Origin of the sequence: Paraglaciecola sp. 25GB23A, from assembly GCF_040012495.1 — a bacterium.
Classification (GTDB): domain Bacteria; phylum Pseudomonadota; class Gammaproteobacteria; order Enterobacterales; family Alteromonadaceae; genus Paraglaciecola.
Window position 1 is genome coordinate 406,777 of sequence record NZ_JBDYKM010000003.1, and the last position, 23,176, is coordinate 429,952.

Annotated in this window: 19 protein-coding genes; 8 read left to right on the top strand and 11 right to left on the bottom strand. The window is 40.6% G+C overall.

Annotated features, from left to right (window positions below; translation table 11 throughout):
- The first annotated feature begins 500 nt into the window (after window positions 1-500).
- Complete coding sequence (locus tag ABKW31_RS09085; protein ID WP_348616040.1) at window positions 501-1,736, top strand: transposase; 1,236 nt, start codon at window positions 501-503, stop codon at window positions 1,734-1,736.
- Between the two features lie 112 nt (window positions 1,737-1,848).
- Here ABKW31_RS09085 and ABKW31_RS09090 read toward each other — a convergent pair whose 3' ends face one another.
- The 3 genes from ABKW31_RS09090 to ABKW31_RS09100 form a co-directional block, all read right to left on the bottom strand.
- Window positions 1,849-2,928: a serine hydrolase domain-containing protein gene (locus ABKW31_RS09090; RefSeq protein WP_348616006.1), complete on the bottom strand. Its 1,080-nt coding sequence runs from the start codon at window positions 2,926-2,928 to the stop codon at window positions 1,849-1,851.
- Window positions 2,929-3,148: 220 nt separating this feature from the next.
- Window positions 3,149-3,325 carry a hypothetical protein gene (locus tag ABKW31_RS09095; RefSeq protein ID WP_348616007.1) on the bottom strand — a complete coding sequence of 59 codons (177 nt, stop codon included), beginning with the start codon at window positions 3,323-3,325 and terminating at the stop codon, window positions 3,149-3,151.
- Between the two features lie 36 nt (window positions 3,326-3,361).
- The gene (locus ABKW31_RS09100; RefSeq protein WP_348616008.1) at window positions 3,362-4,648 is read right to left on the bottom strand and encodes a serine hydrolase domain-containing protein; all 1,287 of its coding nucleotides are present in this window, start codon (window positions 4,646-4,648) and stop codon (window positions 3,362-3,364) included.
- A 189-nt stretch (window positions 4,649-4,837) separates the two neighbouring features.
- Between ABKW31_RS09100 and ABKW31_RS09105 the strand changes: the two genes are divergently transcribed.
- The 3 genes from ABKW31_RS09105 (at window position 4,838) to ABKW31_RS09115 (ending at window position 7,704) form a co-directional block, all read left to right on the top strand.
- On the top strand, window positions 4,838-6,586 hold the full coding sequence (locus tag ABKW31_RS09105) for a histidine kinase (RefSeq protein WP_348616009.1): 1,749 nt from the start codon (window positions 4,838-4,840) through the stop codon (window positions 6,584-6,586).
- A gap of 13 nt (window positions 6,587-6,599) precedes the next feature.
- Window positions 6,600-7,319, top strand: a complete 720-nt coding sequence (locus ABKW31_RS09110; RefSeq protein WP_348616010.1) for a LytTR family DNA-binding domain-containing protein — start codon at window positions 6,600-6,602, stop codon at window positions 7,317-7,319.
- An 88-nt stretch (window positions 7,320-7,407) separates the two neighbouring features.
- Window positions 7,408-7,704 (top strand): hypothetical protein, encoded by a 297-nt coding sequence (locus ABKW31_RS09115; RefSeq protein WP_348616011.1) that lies wholly within the window; start codon window positions 7,408-7,410, stop codon window positions 7,702-7,704.
- A gap of 67 nt (window positions 7,705-7,771) precedes the next feature.
- On the opposite strand, the gene ABKW31_RS09120 is transcribed toward ABKW31_RS09115, so the two are convergent.
- Window positions 7,772-8,656, bottom strand: a complete 885-nt coding sequence (locus tag ABKW31_RS09120; protein ID WP_348616012.1) for a LysR family transcriptional regulator — start codon at window positions 8,654-8,656, stop codon at window positions 7,772-7,774.
- Window positions 8,657-8,773: 117 nt separating this feature from the next.
- Here ABKW31_RS09120 and ABKW31_RS09125 point away from each other — a divergent pair, with 117 nt between their 5' ends.
- Window positions 8,774-9,010 (top strand): glutaredoxin, encoded by a 237-nt coding sequence (locus ABKW31_RS09125; protein WP_348616013.1) that lies wholly within the window; start codon window positions 8,774-8,776, stop codon window positions 9,008-9,010.
- Window positions 9,011-9,026: 16 nt separating this feature from the next.
- Complete coding sequence (locus ABKW31_RS09130; RefSeq protein ID WP_348616014.1) at window positions 9,027-9,650, top strand: glutathione S-transferase; 624 nt, start codon at window positions 9,027-9,029, stop codon at window positions 9,648-9,650.
- A 73-nt stretch (window positions 9,651-9,723) separates the two neighbouring features.
- Here ABKW31_RS09130 and ABKW31_RS09135 read toward each other — a convergent pair whose 3' ends face one another.
- The 3 genes from ABKW31_RS09135 to ABKW31_RS09145 form a co-directional block, all read right to left on the bottom strand.
- Window positions 9,724-10,362: a protocatechuate 3,4-dioxygenase gene (locus ABKW31_RS09135; protein ID WP_348616015.1), complete on the bottom strand. Its 639-nt coding sequence runs from the start codon at window positions 10,360-10,362 to the stop codon at window positions 9,724-9,726.
- Between the two features lie 809 nt (window positions 10,363-11,171).
- Entirely contained in the window at window positions 11,172-11,639 is a 468-nt protein-coding gene (locus ABKW31_RS09140) for a nuclear transport factor 2 family protein (RefSeq protein ID WP_348616016.1), read from the bottom strand.
- Window positions 11,640-11,669: 30 nt separating this feature from the next.
- Window positions 11,670-13,754, bottom strand: a complete 2,085-nt coding sequence (locus tag ABKW31_RS09145) for an FAD-binding oxidoreductase (protein ID WP_348616017.1) — start codon at window positions 13,752-13,754, stop codon at window positions 11,670-11,672.
- Between the two features lie 812 nt (window positions 13,755-14,566).
- On the opposite strand from ABKW31_RS09145, the gene ABKW31_RS09150 reads away from it, so the two are divergent.
- The gene (locus ABKW31_RS09150; protein WP_348616018.1) at window positions 14,567-15,730 is read left to right on the top strand and encodes a helix-turn-helix domain-containing protein; all 1,164 of its coding nucleotides are present in this window, start codon (window positions 14,567-14,569) and stop codon (window positions 15,728-15,730) included.
- 239 nt (window positions 15,731-15,969) lie between these two features.
- A complete protein-coding gene (locus tag ABKW31_RS09155; RefSeq protein ID WP_348616019.1) occupies window positions 15,970-17,463 on the top strand; it encodes a serine hydrolase in 1,494 nt (497 codons plus the stop codon).
- A gap of 298 nt (window positions 17,464-17,761) precedes the next feature.
- Here ABKW31_RS09155 and ABKW31_RS09160 read toward each other — a convergent pair whose 3' ends face one another.
- From ABKW31_RS09160 to ABKW31_RS09175, 4 genes are all read right to left on the bottom strand, one after another.
- On the bottom strand, window positions 17,762-18,532 hold the full coding sequence (locus ABKW31_RS09160; protein ID WP_348616020.1) for a transporter substrate-binding domain-containing protein: 771 nt from the start codon (window positions 18,530-18,532) through the stop codon (window positions 17,762-17,764).
- Between the two features lie 265 nt (window positions 18,533-18,797).
- A complete protein-coding gene (locus ABKW31_RS09165) occupies window positions 18,798-19,808 on the bottom strand; it encodes a hypothetical protein (RefSeq protein ID WP_348616021.1) in 1,011 nt (336 codons plus the stop codon).
- Between the two features lie 181 nt (window positions 19,809-19,989).
- Window positions 19,990-20,718, bottom strand: a complete 729-nt coding sequence (locus ABKW31_RS09170; RefSeq protein WP_348616022.1) for a TMEM175 family protein — start codon at window positions 20,716-20,718, stop codon at window positions 19,990-19,992.
- 31 nt (window positions 20,719-20,749) lie between these two features.
- Window positions 20,750-22,582 carry a methyl-accepting chemotaxis protein gene (locus tag ABKW31_RS09175; protein ID WP_348616023.1) on the bottom strand — a complete coding sequence of 611 codons (1,833 nt, stop codon included), beginning with the start codon at window positions 22,580-22,582 and terminating at the stop codon, window positions 20,750-20,752.
- Window positions 22,583-23,176: the final 594 nt, after the last annotated feature.

Below are 23,176 nucleotides of genomic sequence, written 5' to 3' on the forward strand. Positions count from 1 at the left end.
ACTGGCAATGCTCATTGAGTAAGTGACTTTGTCCCTTAATATTAGCTGATATAATTTGTAAGGAACAAAAGTAGAGTACACCCTCGGTATTGTGAACGTCGATTTTCTCAGTATTTTTACCGTTCAATCTTATAAGTTGTTTGGTCCGCTTTGGGTGTGAAGCTGTTGTGTATATAGGTCAGCTTTTGGCCGAATCCTAGCTTAAGCTGAAGGACAAGTTTGTGCCAATTGCAGACATTGTCACTGATTTGGTGACCGTCTCAAGTTACTGAGAATATAGTCATTCACGCCCTTTGAGCTATAAATTATATGTTCAAAGGTATGTACCTAATTCATACGAATAAAACTGAGAAAACATCTGATGTTTACCGCTTTCTTTTCGATGTTTTGGGTACGCTAAGCAGCTAACGAATACTCAGGGTTTGTATTAACCAATACCAACTATATTCTTTTCGAACTGCTAAGCATACATGCCTTGTCACTTTTGTTGGGAGGCTATGATGACTAAAATAACAGAAAAATTCGTTTTATTAGTTGGTTTGGATTGGGCAACACGTAAGCATGATGTCTGTATTCAATATCCAGATGGGAAGCGAGTTAATTCCATCATTGAACACAACTCTGAAGTCATTGATAACTGGCTTCAAGCACTTCACGCAGCTTATCCTGGCCAAATAGCAGTTGCTGTTGAACTGAGTAAAGGGCCGATTGTTTATGCACTGCAAAAATATGATTTTGTTACTATTTTTCCAATAAACCCGAAAATGCTTTGCCGTTATCGCCGAACATTTGCGTTATCTGGGGCCAAAGACGACCCAACTGATGCGATGTTTGCTCTTGAGCTAATGCTCAGGTATCCCGACGTCGTCCTTCCGATTGAACCTGCTGATGAGAAGGTTAATAAGTTGAAGTTTTACGTAGAAGAGCGCAGACGCCTTGTGGATGACAAGAAACGGTATTGCAACCGTTTAAATGCCACCCTAAAACAATACTTCCCACAAATACTGGACTGGTTCTCACACAGGGATACCGAGCTCTTTATGGATATGATCATACGCTGGCCGAATTTAACCATATTAAAACGCGCCAGACCTCAGACTGTGAGTAAGTTCATGTCATCTCATAGCAGCAACATGAAATCCATTGCCAAACGATTAGAGTTAATCAAGGAAGCCAAAGAGCTGACTGATAATCCGACGGTAGTTGAAACGAATCAATTGCTGGCAATGACGCTGGCTCGCCAAGTCTTGCCAATCATTCACGCTATTAGAGAATTTGACACATTGATCGAGAACTTATTCGCGGATATGCCAGATGCAGATCTGTTCAGGTCTTTTCCGGGCGTAGGAAAATGTCTAGCGCCACGGTTATTGGTCGCACTTGGTCAGGATAGAAAACGCTTCTCAAGTGCAGCCGAGATACAGCGGTATTCTGGCATTGCACCCGTTACTGAGCGCAGTGGCAAAAGCTGTTGGATCCACTGGCGTTTGCAGTGCTCAAGATTCGTCCGGCAGAGTTTTGTTGAATGGGCAGGGAAATCTATCAAGTTTTCATTTTGGGCTGAGGAATATTATTTGCAGCAGCGCAATAAAGGAAATAATCACAATTCAGCGTTGCGGTCTCTGGCTTTTAAGTGGATACGGATTTTATATCGTTGTTGGAAGGACAAGGTTTTTTACGATGAGTCAAAATATTTGAAAGCACTAAGAGAGAGGAACTCTCCATTGATTGTCTAAAATATGGTTGACGAACGGCTCAGGGTGGTAAGCAGACGGTCAGGTTTCATCTCGGAACGCTAACTTTTGCCACAAAAAAAAGACATTAGCACTAACGAGCTAAAACTTAATGTTAAAGAAAAGGCCCCATAAGTTTAGCTAACTGTTCGTGGTCGCCTGTAAGGTCACCACCGTTTCCAAGAATAATCATTCGAAGATTTTTATCTCTATTTATTAGCAACCACGTTCTGAATCCATCATGTCCGCCAGTATGAGAAAACGCATCACTTCCTTCTGGAGCAAGGATCCAACCATAACCATAATCAGCTTCGCCTAATAAAGCAGGTGTATGATGCACCAACATTAAGTTGAGCGTTTCAAGTTTAACGATTTGACCATCTAGTAAAGCCGAAATAAAAATATTTAGATCATTAATTGAACTCACAATACCATTGGCACCATTGGTAAAATTATTCTTACCATTAAACGTAGTGTATTGTGCGAAATTTAGCGCATCATTGACTCTAGGTGACGTTGTTTCATCCGCTACATAGCTGTTGTTCATACCTAGAGGTTCGAAAAAATACTCATGCATATAATTTTCATAGTGGATACCAACCGCCCTAAAAATAATTTCCGCAAGTAAATGATAACCTGCATTACTATATTCGCCTTTCGAGCCTGCTTCAAAAGACAGCTCAGAGTGAGAAATGTAAAATCTCAACACATCATCATTTGTTTGCCCATCCCATATTGTCGCATCAGGATGATTCTCATATTGAGGAATACCCGATTGATGTGATAACAAATGATGAATAGTAATATGCTGCCATGAGGAAGGCAGCTCAGGGAGATACTTTAAAATAGAGTCGTTTAGCTGAATCAATTCTTGCTCAAAAAGCTTCATAGTAGCTAAAGCCGTAAAAACTTTACTTATAGAAGCTATACGAAACCCAGTATCTGCATCAATTGAAATGCTCTCTTGTATATTCGCAAGTCCCTTAAAACCAGTATATTTAACCGTTTCATTTTTATTGACAAAAATTGCTATACCTGCGCCTGAGCTTGGAATTGATGTATCAATATAGTTATCTAATGTCTCGGTAAGTGTTGAACTAATTTCAGGGACAGAACTCTCATCATCTGTACCGTTGCTGCCACAACTACCAATAAATATTAAGATAAAAAAACAAAAAAACTTCAAGGTATTCACTAATAACTTCCTCTAATTGACTAATAAACATGCGAATTTAATTACATCCACAATGAAAAATTTATCTTTAATTAAATTAATCACTTAAATATAAAATGCCCTTGTAGCTTCTTTTTATTTGATAAGTGTTAATTATTATATTTTCATGGGTTTAACCTACTTAGTTAACTGGTTGAGTTGTTAGAAGCTATATTTAGAGGCTATCCCACCACTATTATCATTAGCTTTTTAACTGTTTAAGATCGTTGTGGGTTTGGGCAATGGCGCGTTTATTTTCCTTATCAATACGCTTTCCTTCTTGCACCTCTGTCGCAATTTCGTGAACGATCACGGGAACTGCGCATCCGCTTAACGACATTATCAGTAATACAACCAAGAGTTTTGAGCCTGTATTCATGTTAATTTTTCCTTGTTGAATCTCGAGTAATTAATATTATTTTTGTAGAGCTAACTTACTTGCTTTGCGTCGTACAAAAAATACGTAAACTAGACTTAGAATAAAAATCACCAAACATCCTATGGCAGAGGTCTTTAACATCTTCGGGATCATATGTCGCAGCATATACATATCTGGATTGCCAGTTTCCCATAAAGTCCATTGTGTTGCTGTATCAGCGGCTAAGGAACGATTACCCGTGGTAAGCATAATGATGCCATTTCCCGTGTTTGGGTTTACTCGTAAAGTGGCATTCAAAGAGGGTGATTGTCCGCCATGTCCAATAATAAAATCGTCAGCATTATTACTGGCAAACAGCATGACTCCTAAGCCCCAAATATCTATTCCCATGCTAGTCGCGTTTGGGGTTCGCATGTGTTTAAGCGTCGATGCAGAAAGTAAATCGGGAGTGCTACTTTCCATTTCCGAAAGCGTAATGTTGTGGTTTAAGAATTTGACCAGATCATTCGCGCTGGTATACAAGCCCGTTGCAGCCAATGAAGTGTAATAAGGATACTGCCTAACGGTGCCTTTATCGTCGAAGTATTGCGCTAAATTGTCACCAAACTGGTCTTTGTTATAACCGGTATTTGTCATGTTGAGCGGCTCAAACACTGCACGATGCATGTAAGCACTAAAGGACATACCGCTAACCTCTTCAACAATCAGTTGCAGTAAATTGTAACTCCCACCCGAATACTTAAATTGAGTACCAGGCTCAATACCTACCAATACTTGGCCGTTAACTCCCTCATCGGCGTCTAAGGCGTGGGTTAAATGCTTTTCAAGTGGTTGTACTTGTTCTGCGCTTAAAAAACCATTGTGGCCTAAGCCATCGGTTATCCCCGCGGTATGGCTCAACAAACGGCGTATGGTGACTTGTTCGTTGTTAAACTGACTAGGCGGCAACTGCCAACGCGTGAGATAATTTGCTACAGGCGCATCTAAATCTAGCTTACCTTGTTCGACCAGCTTCAAAACGCCAAATGCAGCGACCCATTTGCCCAATGACGCAACCCCGAAAACGGTGTCTTTTGTGACTTTTTTGTCTTTAGAGTAAGAAAAATCATCGAATACCTTTCCTTCACTAACTAAGACAAAAATACCGTTTCCCTTGGCTTCTGTTTTAATTGATTTAACCGCTTCAGTCATAAAAGAGGTGGTATCATTAGTCGGCGCAATGGGTTGTTTAAACCAGCCTTGGGTGGTTGATACCACATTTAGTAAAACCCAGAGGCTCATCACTCCCAGAACAATCAATACCCATTTAATAAAATTCATCATGACAATGTCTCGCTATGTTGTCCGGCTCACAAAAACCGTTATTCATTTTTCACTGGTCATCACAATAGGCTTTAGGTGCTTATTTTAGTGACAGAAATGCTTCAACTGCTCGTGAATATCACCAACGACATTTTACTTCGGGTTAATTAACGTAGAATGGAGAGGTGTAAATAAAAACCGGACCGAGACATGCGACAACACAAACCAATCATCTTCCTTTTACATGTTGCGCTCATTATTTTCTTTGCATTACCGGCGTGGTCACAAAACAACAACTCGGCAGATACTGAACATCGCCCAAGCGTGCCGAACAATGTATTTACTCAGATTCAAATAAGGCCCATAAAAAGCAATGAATTCAACACAAGTATTCAATGTCACGCCTCCGGAGTAGACCAAGGTGACTGGCAAAATATTAGCTTCAGTGAACTGCCTCAAAACCAGTTTTTTTGTCTGCGAGCAAAGATTAATATTCATCGGGAAACACTATCGAGCAACCCTTCGTTATTAGTTGGTATGTTAGGTTCGGTAGATTTCAGATGGGACTATAAACCGCTGATTTCCAACGGCTCCCCTGCACCATCGTTTAATGATGAAGACCCAGGGACAATAAAGACCTTAGTAAGGCTATCCGATGACTTATTGAACGATGGAGAGCACATGTTGAGTGCAACCATATCGACGTTCAGTGTTGGCAAAGAGCTCGATTCTATCGGCTATGTACTGGCCATAGTGGATGAACCAAAGTTAGCTAATGTGGTTCTGTTTGTGAGCATGTTGAGTGCTTTTTTCATCGGTGTTTTAGTGATTCTGTTTGTCATCTTTCAACTGGTAAATTGGCTGTATCAAGCAGAAAAATCCTATCAAATGTTCAGTATTCTATGCTTATCCGCCGCGCTTCTATTAAGCGTAGAGCAAGCCAAGTTCTGGTTAGACTATCCTTACAATTGGCATGCACTGCGGCTGTCTGTCATCTTTGTGCTTACCTTTATTACAAGCTTTTTACTACCCATGTTTTACGTCGCATACTTTAGACTTAAGCAGGTCAAAATATGGGTAACATGCAGCCTAATAAGCTTGATCATTATTTCCTTATTGAATCTTAGTTATGACATCACCAGTGTGGCTCTTTTCTTTGCTGCTTTGTGTTGGTCACTTATTATAAACATTTTGCAAGTAAGAGAATCTGGGCGAGGTAAAGCCGCTTCATTATTTATCATCATTGGTATCGGCTTTATTATTTTCTACCCTGAATATTTTGTAGAGTTTGGTTTTGCGGTGTTTTTTATCGCTATTGTTCTGACCATGTTGGTGGCGCTAATCAAAGAAATGAGACAGCACAAGGCACGTTCATTAAAAGCGGAGCGCATCAAAACTGAACTGCTTAGGCGCAATATGCAGCCACATTTTTTGATGAATTGTTTAACTCAACTAATGGAGCTGATCGAAACCAACCCGCAAGATGCCCTTGTCTTGATTTCCGCTTTGAGTCAGGAGTTCCGTCAACTGACTCAGCAGAGCGAGCAAGACTATGTGCCGCTAGCCGACGAGATTGCTTTATGCAGAAACCATATTCAGATAATGTCTATCCGTTATCAGAAAGATTATCGATTAGCGGTAGTTGGCGAAGTGGAAGGGATCTGGATACCCTCTGCTATATTGCACAGTTTGGTAGAAAACTGTTTTACCCATAACAAAATATCCAGCGATAGAACCTTCGAACTTAAGGTAAGGCAAGCAGGTAAACGGGTAAATTTGACCTTGATAACCCCTATTGAAAACAAAACCAATCATCAAGGAACGGGCAGTGGAAACCATTTTATTCACGCTAAATTAGCGGAGCTGAATCAAAAGCAAGCCGAGTTTGCTAGCTATGAGTCTGATGACAACTGGGTGTCACAGATCAGCTACGTGAACATCAACGCAACAGCAAATTAAAAACGAGAACCATATGGTAATTGTCATTGTTGAAGATGAACCGCTCATACAGCAACGTATCCAACGTCTTACTGCAGAGATTTTAGTTGCAAAAGACCCCAAAATATTCTGCTTTGATGATATTGATAATGCTGAATCGTTCCTCAGCGAAAATACAATTGATGTATTGCTACTTGACTTGAATTTAATGGGCCGTGATGGCTTCACACTATTAAAAAACAAACTTGCAGCGGCATTTCACACCATCATTATTTCAGCTTATGCAGAAAAAGCGATTGAAGCTTTTGAGTATGGCGTACTGGATTTTATCGCCAAACCCTTTACCAGAGAACGACTTATTCAGGCTTTTGAGCGACTGTTACACAACAGAAAAAATGAATACCGTAGCGCTAAATATTTAAGCGTTAAAAAAGCCGGAGAGATCCAGCTAATATCGCTCGAAGACATAGATTACATTCAAGCAGACGGTCACTACACTTGGCTCAACCTCACCTCCACCACTGATGCAATGCCAACAAAAGTCCTGCACAGTAAAAATATTGAGAAGATTGAGCAATTACTTCCCGAACGCTTTATACGCGTTCACCGCTCATATCTGGTCGATATGCGAAAAGTTAAGGCCTTTAAAATTCACGAAGGAAGTAAGTACACACTACTACTTAATTCTGGGGAGGAAGTTCCCGTCGGCAGAACGAAGTATGAGCAATTAAAAAAACAGTTAAGCGGTATTTAACTATTTAATTGAGAGGCTTGAATAGCACGCAATATATAGAAAGTTGCCGCGATTTATTAGGCTCCACAACACTTAAGAAGAATGATGTATGAACGACTTTGAACGTAAAGAATTGATCGAAGAAAGTTGGAAACTGCACAATATTGTTGAAAGTAACTACTTAAGCAATACGGCAAAAAAAGGCGATGAGCAATGGCTGGAAAAACAAAGAATACTGCTTGCAGACATGGCAATTCATCTGTTCCAAAGCGCGGTAAAACCAGGTGAATTGGAAATCGAAAAATTGACGAATAATATTCATGCCATTTTAACCATTGCAGATCAGTTTATCCCGCACGCTGAACTTAAGAATGCGACTGAAAAACTTTATCAAAACAAGGTGTAGAAAAACCATCGAGTGTAGCTTTGGGCGAGAGTAGCGACTTAGACTTTTATCAAACCAAAGTGCGCTTTCAACTAAACTTTTCGATAAGAAAATCGACCATAGTACGCACCTTTCTGGGCACAAATTTCCGATGTGGGTAAATAGCAAACATACCAAATTCGAGGGTTTTATGGTTGTCCATAACACGCAGCAACTCACCCGTTCGAAGCTGCTCTTCAATAACAAATTCCGGTATCAAGCCAATTCCACCGTTTGCCAGTACTACCTCTTTAACTGCTCTGGGGCTGTTTGCTGAGATGTGTGATTTAACATGCGCCACCGATGGCTCTCCAGACTTGCTTATCAATGGCCAGTTAAATCCAATTCTAAAGTTACTATCGATAATGGTGGTATGTTGTTCTAACTCTCGCGCATTCGTTGGGTGTCCATGCTTTTCAAGATAGGCAGGTGAAGCACACATGATTAATGGAAACGATGTGATTTTGCGGGCGATAAGGTTTGAATCGTCCACTCCGCCGATCCTGATCACCAGATCAATGCCTTCTTCAAGCATATCGATAATTTTATCAGATAGATGCAGGTCGACACTCAAATCAGGATATCGATTAAGCAGTTCAGGTAACAAAGGCGCTAGGTTAGATTCGCCAAAGGTGACTGGTGCGCTGATCCTCAATTGACCACGAGGTGAGGTTTCATGCTCTGCCAAGTTATCGACTAATTCAGAGTAGTCATCAAATAGTGGCACCACCCGCTCGTAGTAGTTTTTCCCTGCTTCAGTAATAGATATTTTTCGTGTAGAGCGATTGAACAAACGCACACCAACTTGCTCTTCCACAATCCCCACATACTTACTAACCAGCGCTTTTGAAATAGACAGCCGATCACCTGCTGCAGTAAACGAGCCCGTTTCTACGACCGCAATAATGGTTTTAATGCCAAGAATAGTATCCATGACTGTCAATGTAGCATTGACATTAATTCTATATCAACCCTCTTTTTCAATAAATTGAGAAGCGTAATATGCATTCCGTGCTCGGGACAATGTTGAAACGAGTTAATTGGAGGCCACATGCACCCTGTAGAAATATATACCCGACCCGGCTGTGGATACTGCGAACATGCACTCGCTTTGTTGACCAGCCGGCACATACCGTTTATCGAATACGACGTCTATCAAGACTCAAGTGCGCTACAAGTACTGCGCACTAGAACGGCAAACCGAACTTACCCACAAGTATTTATTAATAATCGCTCAGTGGGCGGTTTTGAAGAACTTTTAAACATTAATTTTAACAACCTTAAATAAACAAAAGGACAACACTATGAACACGATTAAATTGCACGGTTTTCCACTTTCGGGCCATTCTCACCGCGCCGAATTATTTGCCTCTTTATTAGGGCTAAATATCGAAGTGATTGAAGTCGCTCTAAAACAAGGCGACCATAAGCAACCAGAGTTTTTAGCGAAAAACATTTTTGGACAAGTGCCCGTTTTAGAAGTCAACGGAACGTTTATCAATGATTCAAACGGCATTTTAGTGTACCTAGCGAGTAAATTTGATAGCACGAACCAATGGTATCCGCATGATCCCGTCATTCAAGCTGAAATTCAGCGCTGGTTATCTGTCGCAGCAGGTGCAGTTGCTTTTGGTCCAGCCGCCGCAAGACTCGTCAATGTGTTTGGCGCCGGTATTGATCATGAAAATGCCAAGCAAACCGCTTATAAATTGTTCGATACGTTGGAGCAGCATTTAGCACAGCGGGATTGGTTGGTAGGTGATTCAGCCACCATCGCCGATATTGCAAACTTCACTTATATCGAACATGCGCCAGAGGGTGATGTATCGCTAGATAACTATCCCAATATTCGAAACTGGCTTAACAATATACGCGCGTTAAAAGGCTTTGTGCCTATGCAAGTAACCTATGTTGGGTTACGCGCTTAATTCATTTATTTTTATCGACTCTGCCGCACTGCAACATGCCCAGGGTCGAGTTCACTCTGAGCACAATGTGTGCTTAAACCTTGGCTAGCACAATATCAAACGTCGCTTCACCCTTTACTACATCAACGGTAATACTCGGGCGCTGCTCTGCTGGTGCTTCCAAGTAAAGCCTGTCTATTTCATTAAGTGGCTCATTGGCAAAGTACATTTGCGTAGTCAGTTCGCGCATGCCTCGTTTGGCGACCCTAAAATGAATATGTGGAGGTCGCTGCCAATCTTCCTCAGCGGCATATTTGGCGGGTTTAATGGTTTTTACCCTGTAGCTGCCATCTTCGGCTGTTTTGATTTTTGCCCAATACTGAAAACTTTGGTCTAGTGGCGAGGTTTCTGGCGCATCTTCATGCAAATAGCGACCATTGTTATCTGCTTGCCAAATATCAATTAGCGCATTGGCGACGACATCTCCATTGGTATCCAATACCCTACCCTTTACTATAAGAGCTTCTCCAGATGCTTTGCCTGACATACCCGCTACGCTTGTCATATCAGCGTCTTTGTCGATTTGCTGATGTTTTGGGAAAAATGGACCTTCAACTTGTTTCGCCGTAGGTTGACGATCCTGGCCGATGGCGATTATTGGGGTCATTCCTGTGGCGATAGCTGCGCCAGTTAGAGAAATAAATTTTCTGCGCGTAATAGGCGAGCGTTCCATGATGGAGCTCTTTAAATTAACATTTTTATAACAATACTCTGATAGTCGAAATATTCAATAATTTCTGATTTTGCTCAATAGTTATTAACGAAGTAAAACCGAGGATTCTTTTCAGGAGTGCTCAAACTAGGGTCCTACGCATTTTGTAACGCGTTGTTTTATTGACTTATTAGGTGCATAAGCCGTTCAATTCGGACATTCTGACATTGAAAGCGGCTTTATATTTAAAAGATTTTTCAACAAAGCAATCGTGAATTGGGCTGTTATATGTGTAGCCAACAACTTTTTCTTGAGTCGGGTCAGGAAAAACAATACTTGCATAGCGCTTAAAAACGCGGCGTTATCGATGATGTTTTGATTCTTCTTACCATCAATGTCTTGTTCTCTCCACTTCAGTCAATTAAATATGCTTGTCTTCACGCTCAGTTGTAAAAAAGCAATATGCTGTTGGTTGAATTTCAACTCTGCATCCGCGATAGCGCTTTGACTCATGATGATATCAATTCTTTTTTGCTAGACAGGAGCAAAAAGCTCGCGCCACAACGCTAACTGTTCTTGTGCCTTTTCTTGTATGTCATTAATGACATGGTAGGCTTCTGCCTATGGGACGAGGTGGGCTGCCATCACCAACGATGTAACAGTCCCGCCCCACCTACATCTTGTTTTTATGCGCAGCCTCTTATCCACGATAGAGCAGTCACTAATAATAAAAGGTTTGCATGTTAATTATTTACCCAGAAAATGGATTTTTGCCAAAGGTTTTATTTATCTCGCGAGCACTGAAGCATTGATCTCGCCCAAGCAAAACACTACAGTCCCAACTCTGAAAGACTAGGGTGATCGTCAGGTCTTCTGCCCAATGGCCAATGAAATTTGCGGTCTTTTTCTTGGATGGGCAGGTCGTTGATTGAAGCATAGCGGTTGGTCATCAAACCATTTTCGTCGAATTCCCAGTTTTCATTTCCATATGAACGAAACCAATTGCCACTGTCATCGTGCCATTCGTATGCGTATCGCACCGCAATGCGGTTATCCGAGTAAGCCCACAGCTCTTTAATCAGTCTATAATCAATCTCTTTTTTCCATTTTTCAGATAAAAAACGTTCTGCTTGCTCTCGACCTTCAACAAAAGTAGCACGATTTCGCCACTGGGTATTGACACTATAGGCGTTAGACACAGCACTAGCGTTGCGACTATTCCAACCGTCTTCGGCTAACCGAACCTTTTGGGATGCACTAACAAAATCAAAAGGTGGGATGGGCGGACGTGTTTGCATAAAAATCTCCAAGTTAATTAAAGTAAAACGTTAAAGGGCCAGCTCGAGTGTCTTTGTGCCTTTAGCGGGAACCGCGCAACAAATGAGTGCCTCTCCGGAATTGACCGATGCAGTGGGTTGAGTTCGATAGGCAACCTCGCCTGAATTCACTTTCACCGCGCATGACCCACAAGCCCCGTTTCGACAACTAAATTCAGGTTCCAGACCATGTGCTTCGGCAACCTTCAACAACACATCATCACCTTTGCTCCAACGCTGCTCGAAGCCAGATACGTTGAATTTAACGATGACATCATCGCCCTCTTCTTTGGCAGCTTGAGTAGCAACGTTATTTGGGACAAACTGCCGGCGTATCGTTGAAGGACCAAAGGCCTCAGCGAAGATCCGTTCGTCGCGGATCCCTAGCGTCATAAGCTCATCGTACATAAACTGCATAAACCCCGAGGGGCCGCACAAATAGAAATCATAATCGTCTAAGGGCAGCGTTTGCCTTAACACATCCGCACTTAAACGTCCTGAGCCGTTGTAGTCTTGACCAGGTTTATCTTCATTCGTCGGTCGCGACAGAAATGAATAAAATTTGATCTTACCTTCAGAGCCAGACGCTAATGATTTAAGCTCCAGATAAAGCGCTCTTTCTTCACTGGTTCGTGACGAATGAAAGATATAGGTGGGTCGTGTATAACGTGTGCGCAAACCCTCTCTGGCAATATGCTCACCCATAGACTTCATTGGCGTGATGCCAATTCCACCAGCGAGTAATACAGTAGGGCGCTTTATTGACGCGTCAATGAAAAAATCTCCTTTGGGGGATTTTGCCTCAATCAGGTCACCCACTTTTAGCGTTTCGTGCAGATACTTAGAGATGTTCCCCTCGTCTTCACGTTTTACCGATAACCGATAGTATTCATCGTGAGGGGCAGAGGACACCGTGTAAGTCCGAATTACCGGCTTGTTGCTTCCAACCGGCGTGACTTTAATCGTTAAATGTTGCCCTGCTTCAAATGATAATAGTGCTTGGCCTGCGCCGTGTTGTAGGTAAAATGACTTTATCACTGAGCTTTCTTGAACCACCTTGGTTACCCGCATAGCTTGCCACTGCTGTCGATGCTTTTGTGCTTCAATCAACTGCTGCGCTTCAGACCACGAACCGGTAATAACTGAGTTGGGTGAATACTTTTCAAGGCTAGCGGTAAAAGGCAGGGCTTTTTTAAGCCAAAGTGCCTTTTTCATAGTAAATCGCCAGGCTCTTTCAGCGCCTTTAAATGCTCGAACCTCAGGATCATCTTCCCAAAGGATTTCAACACTGCCAGTGAGCATTAATACGTCACCGCTTTTAAAATCTGTAAACACCAACCCCGCTTTCGGGTTAAGTAAGAAATTGCCCAGTGTATTAAAATGGAAATTGCCCATGTAGTCTGGGATCGTCAAAGTATTGTTTTGTCTTTTGACAAACCCGGGCATACCTCCTCGGTGAGAGACATCAACTCCCTCAACTTGCGGATTGTTTGTTGCTGAGATAAAGCTAGAAACAAAAAAAGTATCGGCCATATCAATTAACCGATTGGCATCATCGTCTAGCTCGGTCAATTGGATCGGCGCTTCTCCAGTCTCTTGCATACTTGGTTCGCGATGAAAGTGAAGCGCTCGGGTTTGAATATATTGTGGACAGTTACCAAATGCCTGGTCGACGGCCAATTGAGCAGGCTGACCGCTAACAGGATTTTGCACACGAGCGTTGACCCTATTCCTGCGGCGGCTGCTGAATTCTATTCCCAACAAGCCAATCGGCGCGCCATCAGTGGCTAAGGCCTGATTGATCGGATCCCCCTTGATCGGTGAATGCTGCAAAGACAGCAGTGTTGCTTCTGGCGATTGAATAAATCCGGGTTTGCCAGCTAGCAGTGAGGCCCAGGTATTTCCTTGTTCATCAACACAACCGGCGACAATAAAAGGCAACTGAGCATAAAATTCTCGATGCTGCTGTGGTAAGTAATTGCGTATAACTCGGCGACCAAACTTTTCCATCGCATCACGCTTCCCGGCTCTTAATTGCAGCGTCTGTTCACCACTGTGAAAGGGGGATGGGCTATTGTGTTGTTCATTTTCCACCATGTTTCTCCGTTTGATCGCTTTTAGCGAATTAACGCTATGTTGAGTCTTTGGCAAATAATAAGACTTTGTGACAAACTTGACTGATGAACAGCCGTACTATCCATTAATAATGCATTCTCTGCTAGGAACAGAGCGCGGTGTAAACGCTCATATCGTAAATTGCGTAAGGTGTCTGCCAGCCTGAATCAAATTCGCTGAGCATCGCGCAGTCAGATGACTTAAAACTAATAGTGTTCTGTCCAGATGCAGCCAAAGTGGAGACAGCCTTTGCGTTTAAACTGAATATTGCTTTTAACTTTGTTAGTAAATGATACACCTTAATCTTTCTCTCAATTGATTCTAGAGTTGAAGTATTAATGAAGAGGTATCGCAGATAAATAGAGGTTTTGCAGAAAGATTGTCTTCATTATGTTGACAATAGTTTGAAGCGTCATTGGACATCATTCTATTAGCTAGTGCGTAGTTGTATGAACAAATTTTGTAACCCATAAACGCACTTTTCACATAGCATGGCGCACCTAATCGTTGAAGATTGGATAAATCTGCGTATCTCACCCCGCATAGTAGTGCGCAACCGGCAAAAACAGAACGTCTGTCAATTTACTGTCCCGAATTTGTTGACCACTACATTGAACTGTATAGTGACGCTTGAGTAAAGTTAGTTGTTGCCGCTAACTTTACTCAGTTATGAAATAATAGACGAACTTAACAAAAGTATAATAACCTCAACGTTGTTATAACCCATGGCATCGTAACTGTTGATAATTCTTTTAGCCGAATCACCGATAGCATTTAAAACAGGAAAGCATTTAGTGGTTGAAAGTATTGTATTAATGTTTGAAAACATTGTCTTAGTGGTATTTTTTTCTCATTTATTGGTGGCCACCTTTCTTTGTAGTCTTCGCACTGGCAACCGCTTAAGTCATAGGTTATTTGCAGCTTATTTACTGGTTGTAGTCATTGATCTGAGTAACATCATATTTAGCGACTTTTACCAAACATATCCCGATCTAGATATGCTCAGATATAATATTTCACTATTTATCGGTCCCACTTTATATCTTTATGTTAAAGCGGCTATTTATAATGACTTTAAATTAAAAATTAAACACTTGCTTCACGCTATCTCTTACGTCATTGCCTGTCTCGTGATGATACCCAACTTTTTCAGTGTAGATAATGCCTCAAAACAGCTTTGGTATGACAACTTCACTGATGTCCCTGAATTAACCTTTATTCATTTCATGACGTTTGTACAACTTGGCTTGTACCTTTTAGCCATTTATAAACACTTGATAAGATATAGAAAAGTTGTTGTTGAAAATTACTCTGATGCAGATAGATTAAACAAACGTTGGTTAACCCAACTGATATTTCTGTTTACTCTGATCTATATCATAGGTTTAGGAAGAATGTTTTTTAGGTTCTCAATTTACCATGATTATGATTATGAAAGGTTAGTGCAACTAATCATGATTATTTCGATGTTATTGAGTATTTGTTGGATATTGTGGCAAGCGCTGCATAGGCCAGAACTATTTACCAGAGTAAGTTCAACCACAGAATTGATTGATGAACTTGCTGCGAGCCAAAAACATTCAAGCGTTTCTAAAGTTAGCACTGTTGAAACTGAAAAATACGATGCGATTGTTCCGCTATTAAGAGATTACATGCAGCAGAGTAAACCTTTCTTAGATCCCTCTTTGAGCGTAGAGAATTTGGCAAAACAACTTAACCTACCTGGCAGTGAACTTTCACTCGCTATCAACAGAATAATAGGACAACACTTTTTTGATTTCGTGAACTCTTATCGAATCAATTCAGCCGCCGAAATGCTAATAGCAAATGAGCAACAGCAAAAAACGGTATTAGAGATCTTGTACGAAGTTGGATTCAATTCAAAATCATCGTTCAATACCGCTTTTAAAAAGCACCTATTGATGACACCTTCTCAATATCGAAAATTACATTCATAACTTACTATGATGAATAAATAAATTTTCATCAATCGCTGTACACCAATATAAATAAGACGTCCGACTTTTTTAGTCGGTCGAATTCTCATTAGCACTTTGCCATTATAACCCTCCAATGTTAATGCCTTTTCGATTTTACGAATGGCTGAGCAATAGCCCGATAACGACTCTCTCTATTACGCAGTTACGAGAGAAATATTTACTATTGGGATTCATGTTAAATATATAAAGGATAAAAAATGAGCCGATCAATTGGTTATAATGCAGCAACATTTTTGGTTACTAGTCTATTTTCAATATTATTATTAATGGGACTAACAAGTAGTTGGGTAAAGGCTGACGAGATAGACGATTTCATACATGCTGAAATGGTTAAAAGAAAAATTCCAGGCTTACAACTAGCTGTTGTTAGACATGGCAAAATAGTAAAAACGTCCAGCTATGGACTCGCTAACATTCAGGACGCCGTTGCCGTAGATGATCACACGGTATTTTCGATTAACTCAATTACTAAGGCATTTACCGGTGTCGCGGTTATGCAGTTGGTTGAACAAGGTAAGCTTGAACTATCTGCCAACATCTCCAAGTATTTACCAGATTTGCCTGTTGAGTGGCATAACATCACAGTAAAACAGTTATTGACCCATACTTCAGGGCTACCCGATATAATGGATAGTAACACTGGTAAGTTCATTTCTAATGACGGTGGAGAAGCATCATGGGAGTTGGTTAAACAACGACCGCTAGATTTTGAAGCTAATACTCAGTTTCGTTATAACCAAACGAATTACTTGTTGATAGGTAAAATTATCGACAGTGTTAGCGGTCAAAACTTTATTGACTATATAACGCAAAATCAATTACGAAAAGTAGGCATGAATAGAACCGAAGAAGCTGGTTTTTCAAACCTTCAAGACGTTATAGCGCACTCGGCCCGTCGTTATACTTTTTATTATGGTTCAGGCGAAATAGCGAATATAAAGGCGGCAGACTTTCCTGCGTTTCTTCGTGCCACGGCGGGCATGAGTTCTACCGCTAAAGAGATTGCAACTTGGATAATGGCCTTACAAAGCGGAAAGCTATTAAATAAACCTGCAAGCATCGAAACTCTATGGACACCGGCGGTACTCACTAACGGTAAAACAAAAGGTTTTAATAATTTATTAAACGGTTATGCATTAGGATGGCCTGTTGTTGGAAGGAGTGAACACTCGGCTGTTGCGCCTGCAGGAGGAAATCGGGCTGCATTTTTTGTTTACCCAAAAGATGATCTTTCAATCGTGGTCCTCACCAACCTGATGGGAGGTCTTCCATCACACTTTATCGATGAAATTGCCGGTTTTTACATTCCAGAAATGAAAGAAGAAAATGGTTTTGGCTTGCCTCCCGCTATAAAAACCCTATGGCAGTCATTAGAATCTAGAGGATATGATAAGGCTGTTCAGATTGTGAAAGCGTTGCAGAAAACACATCAACTAAAGTTTGAAGAGGATGAGTTAAATAGCTGGGGTTATAAATTGATTGAGCAAAATAAGAAGGAACAAGCGCTAGAGATTTTTAAATTGAATACATATCTTTTCCCCTTAAGCGCTAATACATACAATAGTTTGGCGGAAATTTATTGGTTGTTAGGTCATACACCTGAAGCATTAGAGCATTATAAAAAAGTACTTGAGTTAAAGCCGGATAATAAACACGCAAAAGAGCAATTGAAAAAGCTTAATCAAACATAAACAACAAAAGTTTTATTTTACAGTTCAAAGCACTATTACGCAGAGAGTAAAGCGACTTTAGCTTTAGTAACTCTTGAACCTTGTCTGTTGTCGAACATTAATAGTAAATCGGCAATTTGGTTAGACCTTAATATCTGCTTCGGGCATTTTTGAGACGGTCAGCAGACCCTAATCGTATGACTATAGATCGCTCAAACTGGCCACTGACGCCCTCCCCCTGGCGATCTCCTTGCTCTACTAATCCTATTGGAAAACGTGGATTCGTAAAGGGCAGTCTCAACACAAACACAAGCAAAAATTAGTCAGAATTGTGTGAGGCCTTCCACCGCTGATTAATTCTTGCTAATTCACCATTATCTTTCAACGTTGTAATTGCTGTATCAATAAGGCTTAACACATCTTTGTCTAAAGTCTGTTTACTCAACATAATAAAAATGTCGGCGCTATAAATCTCTAGCGGGTGTTGTTCAAACTCATCTTGCATGTGATATTTTTCAACAAAAGATTGCATCGTATTTGGATCAACTAAAAAGCCATCCAGATGCCCATCCAATACTAACGTCACGTTTTGTTCTAGGTCGATAACTTCACTAATGTTGGCTCGAAAACTCGGCTTTTTAATGAGCTCCTGATAAGTGTCGCCATAGTAATAACCGCTCTCGACTCCCAGTATATATTTACTACCAATCAAGTCTGACAGGGTGTTTAGTTTGATATTGGCTGACAAGCCTTTTTTGACAAATAACTTGACCGTTTCGTGGCGATAAGGCTGGGTAAAATAAGCATAGTTTTCTCGTTCACTAGACCAAGAAGCTCCCATTGCCATATCCATCTTGCCCGTTTTTAAATAATGTAAATGGGTTTTCCATGGGATTTCAGCAGTAGTGTAAGGCAATTTAGCTTCCGCCATAATTGCCTTAAAAGATTCGATATCTAAACCAACTAATTGACGCTCTTTATTGTGATATTGATAGGGATACCACAACTCCCATCCAACAGAGAGAACTTTGCTACTGGCTTGCCCCATGCACAACAATAGAATTATAAAGCTAAAGAAAACTCTTATCATGAACAAACTTAGATGATTGATTTATGAGCAGCTTATCAAGTAAGTACCCTCTTTAACCATACTTTTTGCTCCTTTTATCGAAAAACCACCCTAATATTTTGTTTTCTAGCGGTGTGGCTTATCAAATAAAGCTTATTTAACGAATGACTATCGGATAGCGCCTATCCAATAAATCTAACAGCTAAGTTTTACATTTTTGTGGTTACAGTACTTAACACTGGATAGCCAGGGCTAAACGCCCTGACTTTTTTTGAACATTCGCCTACTATGCTTTTAATTCAGGTAAACGTAATAACAACATTTCAGGTATCAGTTTCAATACATTTTTACGGCTATTCTGCCAAAAGGCCGACAAAATAAGCAAGGTCGCACCTATACATAAGCCTGTAATAGCAAAACTATAACTAACCATGCCGTAATTATCTAACAAGCTCGAAAATGCATACACCACATATATTAATGCAGACACCATAATTGCTCGTCGATCTACCGCAATAGAGATAAAAGCCAAAATAAGATATAGGCCAATAACAATAAGTGAACTGACAACACTTTCCACTGCGCCTAATATGCCTAGTGCAGTGAAAATAGGATGAACAATCATTGGCGCTGCGACCAAATGCAACCAAAATGCGACATCAGAACGACGTGTTTGACGTTTACGATCACCACTATCCCAAATCATCGCTATGAAAAAAGTCACTAATCCACCGATAAAAACCAGAGGGAGCAAAATATTAACTGCGGCGGGTAAAACAGACACAATAATCGCCACTACACCTGCCACCGACGCGCCGGTGCCAACAGCAACAGTAATAGGTACTTTGAATCGCAACCAATGCAAGCGGGCGGCGAGTGCAGTGAGTATGCCTGAAATCACGATACTCGACTCAGATACATTTTGTTGCGCAAAATCGTTAAACAAAATAGGCAGGGCAAATATACCCCCTAAAAATGTTAACAACAGACCAATAGCGGGTAAGGCCATGCGGCGCTGACGAACAAAAAACTCAGCCAAGCCCCAAGATACTGCTGAGCAAGCCACAGCACCTAACCAAGGTTCAATAGTTGTGCCTAACCAAGCAACTGACACTAACAGCAAGCCACTGGCAATCATTACAAAAATGTCATTAAATCCTGAAATCAAGCGGAAGTTTTCTTCGTCAACTAAATTGGTATTTTTAGACTGTGCCATATAGTGGCGAAATTGTTGTATTGAGTTATCAGTAAAGATCCCCTGCTCTACAGCATGGGTCAAATCATCATCTGTATACATATTTGTTCCTTAGTTATTTTACTCGCTTAGTTAAGCAATTGTTAAGCCATTAAATTAACTTATATATTTCAATTACTTACTACAAGCCAGATAAAACAGAATATAAAAAAGACCAATTTAATTAAAGTTTGGCCAATATTTAGTGACAAAAACAACAGTGACAATAAAAGCAGTGAGACAATTACGCTTGTGGTTCATTTTCGACAATTGTCTTAATTAATATTCTTCTCAAACTACCGCGATAAAAGCCTAAACCGGTTAATAGTGGAAAAAGTGCAAAAAATATATAGCCTGAGTAGCTAATGAAATTGCCTTGTGCAGTTAATGAAATACTTAATGAAATCAAACAAACACAGGCAGCGACCAGCCACAGATAAATTTCACTCTTTGTATCAAATTCTTCATGTGCAGTTAGCATTAATATTTTCTTTTGGCTCAGAGCATAAAAGTACAATGCCACAAAATTAAGGCACAGCAGCAAGAAACCTAAAGCATAAAACGTAAACATAAAGCGAAATTCCCATTCAGACGTAAACGTCAATTGCATAGGAAAATAACCATTACTAATAGTTTGAAACAGTCCTTGCATCATTAATCTGAGAGGGTAAATATAAATCAAGACCAACAAGATCAAACTAGAACTTAGAAATATACTTAAGCCGTCTTCAAGCCCATAACGACGGCTCCACTTCGCATGGGTATGCCATATCCAGATTATAAGTGCACAACTTGCAACAAAGGCAGGGATTTGTTTGGTCGCTTCCACAAACTCGGTGATGGAGGCGGGAATAGTGCCCAAAGAGATCACCATCATTGTAATGGCAAAGGCAAAAGACGCTGCAACAAAGGTTTCGATGCGCGTCATATTTTCGCCACGCATAGTAAAACTATACCGTTTACCTTCTGTCATTATATCCCGCCTTTTTTTACTGCTTATTATGTTAGTTATGCTGATATAGACTAATAAGGTTGTCCAATTTCTCTGCCAACTGATTAAGACTGAGAGTCTCATCCGCTATCTTTTGGACATTCTGCACATTTTGCTGCGCACTCTGCCTAATGTCGGTCATTTTCATATTAATAGCTTCAATATTGACTGACTGTTCATTAGTAGCTGCGGCTACCGTCTTATTCGTTTGGGATATTTGTGCAAAATGTTGTTGGTTTTCCATCAGAATTTTTTCTGCTTGGCTAATCGAATTTGAGGTTGTTTTTGACTGTTGAATAATTAAGGTTATTTCGCTAGTGGCCGAACCTGAAGTGCGTTTTAACTCTTCCATAATATCTTGCACCTCATGGGTAGAGTCTGCCGTTCTGCGCGCTAAATTACGCACTTCTTCAGCTACCACAGCAAAACCCCGACCCTGCTCTCCAGCACGAGCTGCCTCTATCGCGGCGTTTAAAGCTAGGAGGTTAGTTTGATCTGAAATCGCCTGAATTGTTTCTAATACTTTTGCAATCGTTTCGGTATTATTGGTTAATGATGTTATCACCTTAGCAACATCATTAATTTTGTCTGCTAGTTGTTTTATATCAACTTGGGTACTTCGAATAACCTCAGTTATTACTTTGCCATCAGTACTGATTTGATCGGCCACTTTCGCTGCATCACTGGCATTTTTAGCTGTTAGTATCACGCTAGCACTGACTTGTTCTAAGGAATTAGAAATGACTTGGGTAGAATCAGCACTACTTTTGACACTGGCTGTAGTCTGATCGGCATCTCGTTTAAGCAAAGTAGCCACCCCACGCAAAGCTTCACCGCTGTGGGCAATTTGATTAAATAAGTCTTCAAGTTTTTGAATGAAATTATTATAGCCAACCGCAACCACAGCAATTTCTTTTTGGCCATCTTGCGGCAAACGATAAGACAAATCAGCGTTACCTTGGCCTAATTTACTAAATACCTCAGCCAACTGACTGATTGGCCGTGTAACCGTGCCCGCGATAAACCAGGCTGCAATAGACGCTAACGCGGCGATCAGCCCTGACCACAATAGTATTTGCCAAGTGGCACTATTTAAACCACTGAACATTTCTTCATAGGGCACTTGAGCGATAACAAACCAGCCCATGCTGGGAATAAAACTTGAGGCTAATAACACCTTTTCGCCATCGTTTTCTATGACTGACAAATTGAATTTTTGTTTGTTTAATAGCGTTGAATTGGTTTCTGGATCATACAGTTGGCTCAGGTTTACTTTGCCTAACATTGCATTATCTTTATGTAGTTGTATTAAACCTTTGCCATCCACCAGATATACAAAACCACTTTGTTCAAGTTGAAAACTTGCCAGCATATCCACAACTGATTTGAAGGACTTCGCAGTACCTGATAGCCCTTGGCCCTTTGGTTGCTGATAATTGACAAATAAATCGGTTTTGCCCGTATTAGGATCACGATAGACACTGACCATATATTCTTGACCACTAGCTGTGTAGTCATAGAACCAATTATCTGCTGCATCTCTTTGTAGACGGCGTAAAAAACCATCCTGATTCCAATAATCGGCGGTATTTTTATTGGCAAATGACACGGCACTTAATTGGTTTAGGCTTGCGGCAGACTTTAATTTTCGTACTAAGGTAGCTTCACCTACTTTGTCTTGCCCGCTGTTAACCCATTGATGAATATGTTCATCAGTCGCAATCTGTCGTGCCAAAACCTGCATTAACACGATATCACTATCTATACTTTCAGCTATTTTTTCTACAGTATTCGGCAATTCTGAGCTTAATACCCGATTTTCAATGCTTGATTTGGCGGTAAGCATGCTAACAGTGCCTACGAGGGTAGCAGTGAGCATTACAAAAAGAATAAGTGTAAGCAGAATTTTCTGTCTAATTGAGAGTGCATTTATCATTATTTTGCCATTCAAGCCTAAGTCAGTGGGCGAAAACTAAAAACGTCAGTTTTTAATTAAAGGTAAAAACGCAACATCCTGTCACTTAATATTATTCCGTGGCGTTTATAATGTTAAATGCCGAGGCAAGTGTAAAGCTATCAACCATACAATTTAGGGATTTCAGGGCACAATTTTGATTTCAACCAGACTAGTTGGTCTTAATGTAAAATTGCAGTGCAGAAAGCAACAATTATTCAACACTTTTAACACTAAAGACTGATGTCCAGCGGGCAACAAAGTTTTCGTTGTTGAGATTTCTAAAGTATTGCATGCAATATTTTAGTTAACTTTATTCGACGCTGCCCACTGCTTATTACCTAATATTTTGTGCTATCTGTTATTACAAGCATAAAAAAAGGCCACCTCAGTGACCTTTTTGAAATCGGTTGCTTATGTTATTAAGCGATGATTTTAGCTACTACGCCAGCACCAACTGTACGGCCACCTTCACGGATTGCGAAG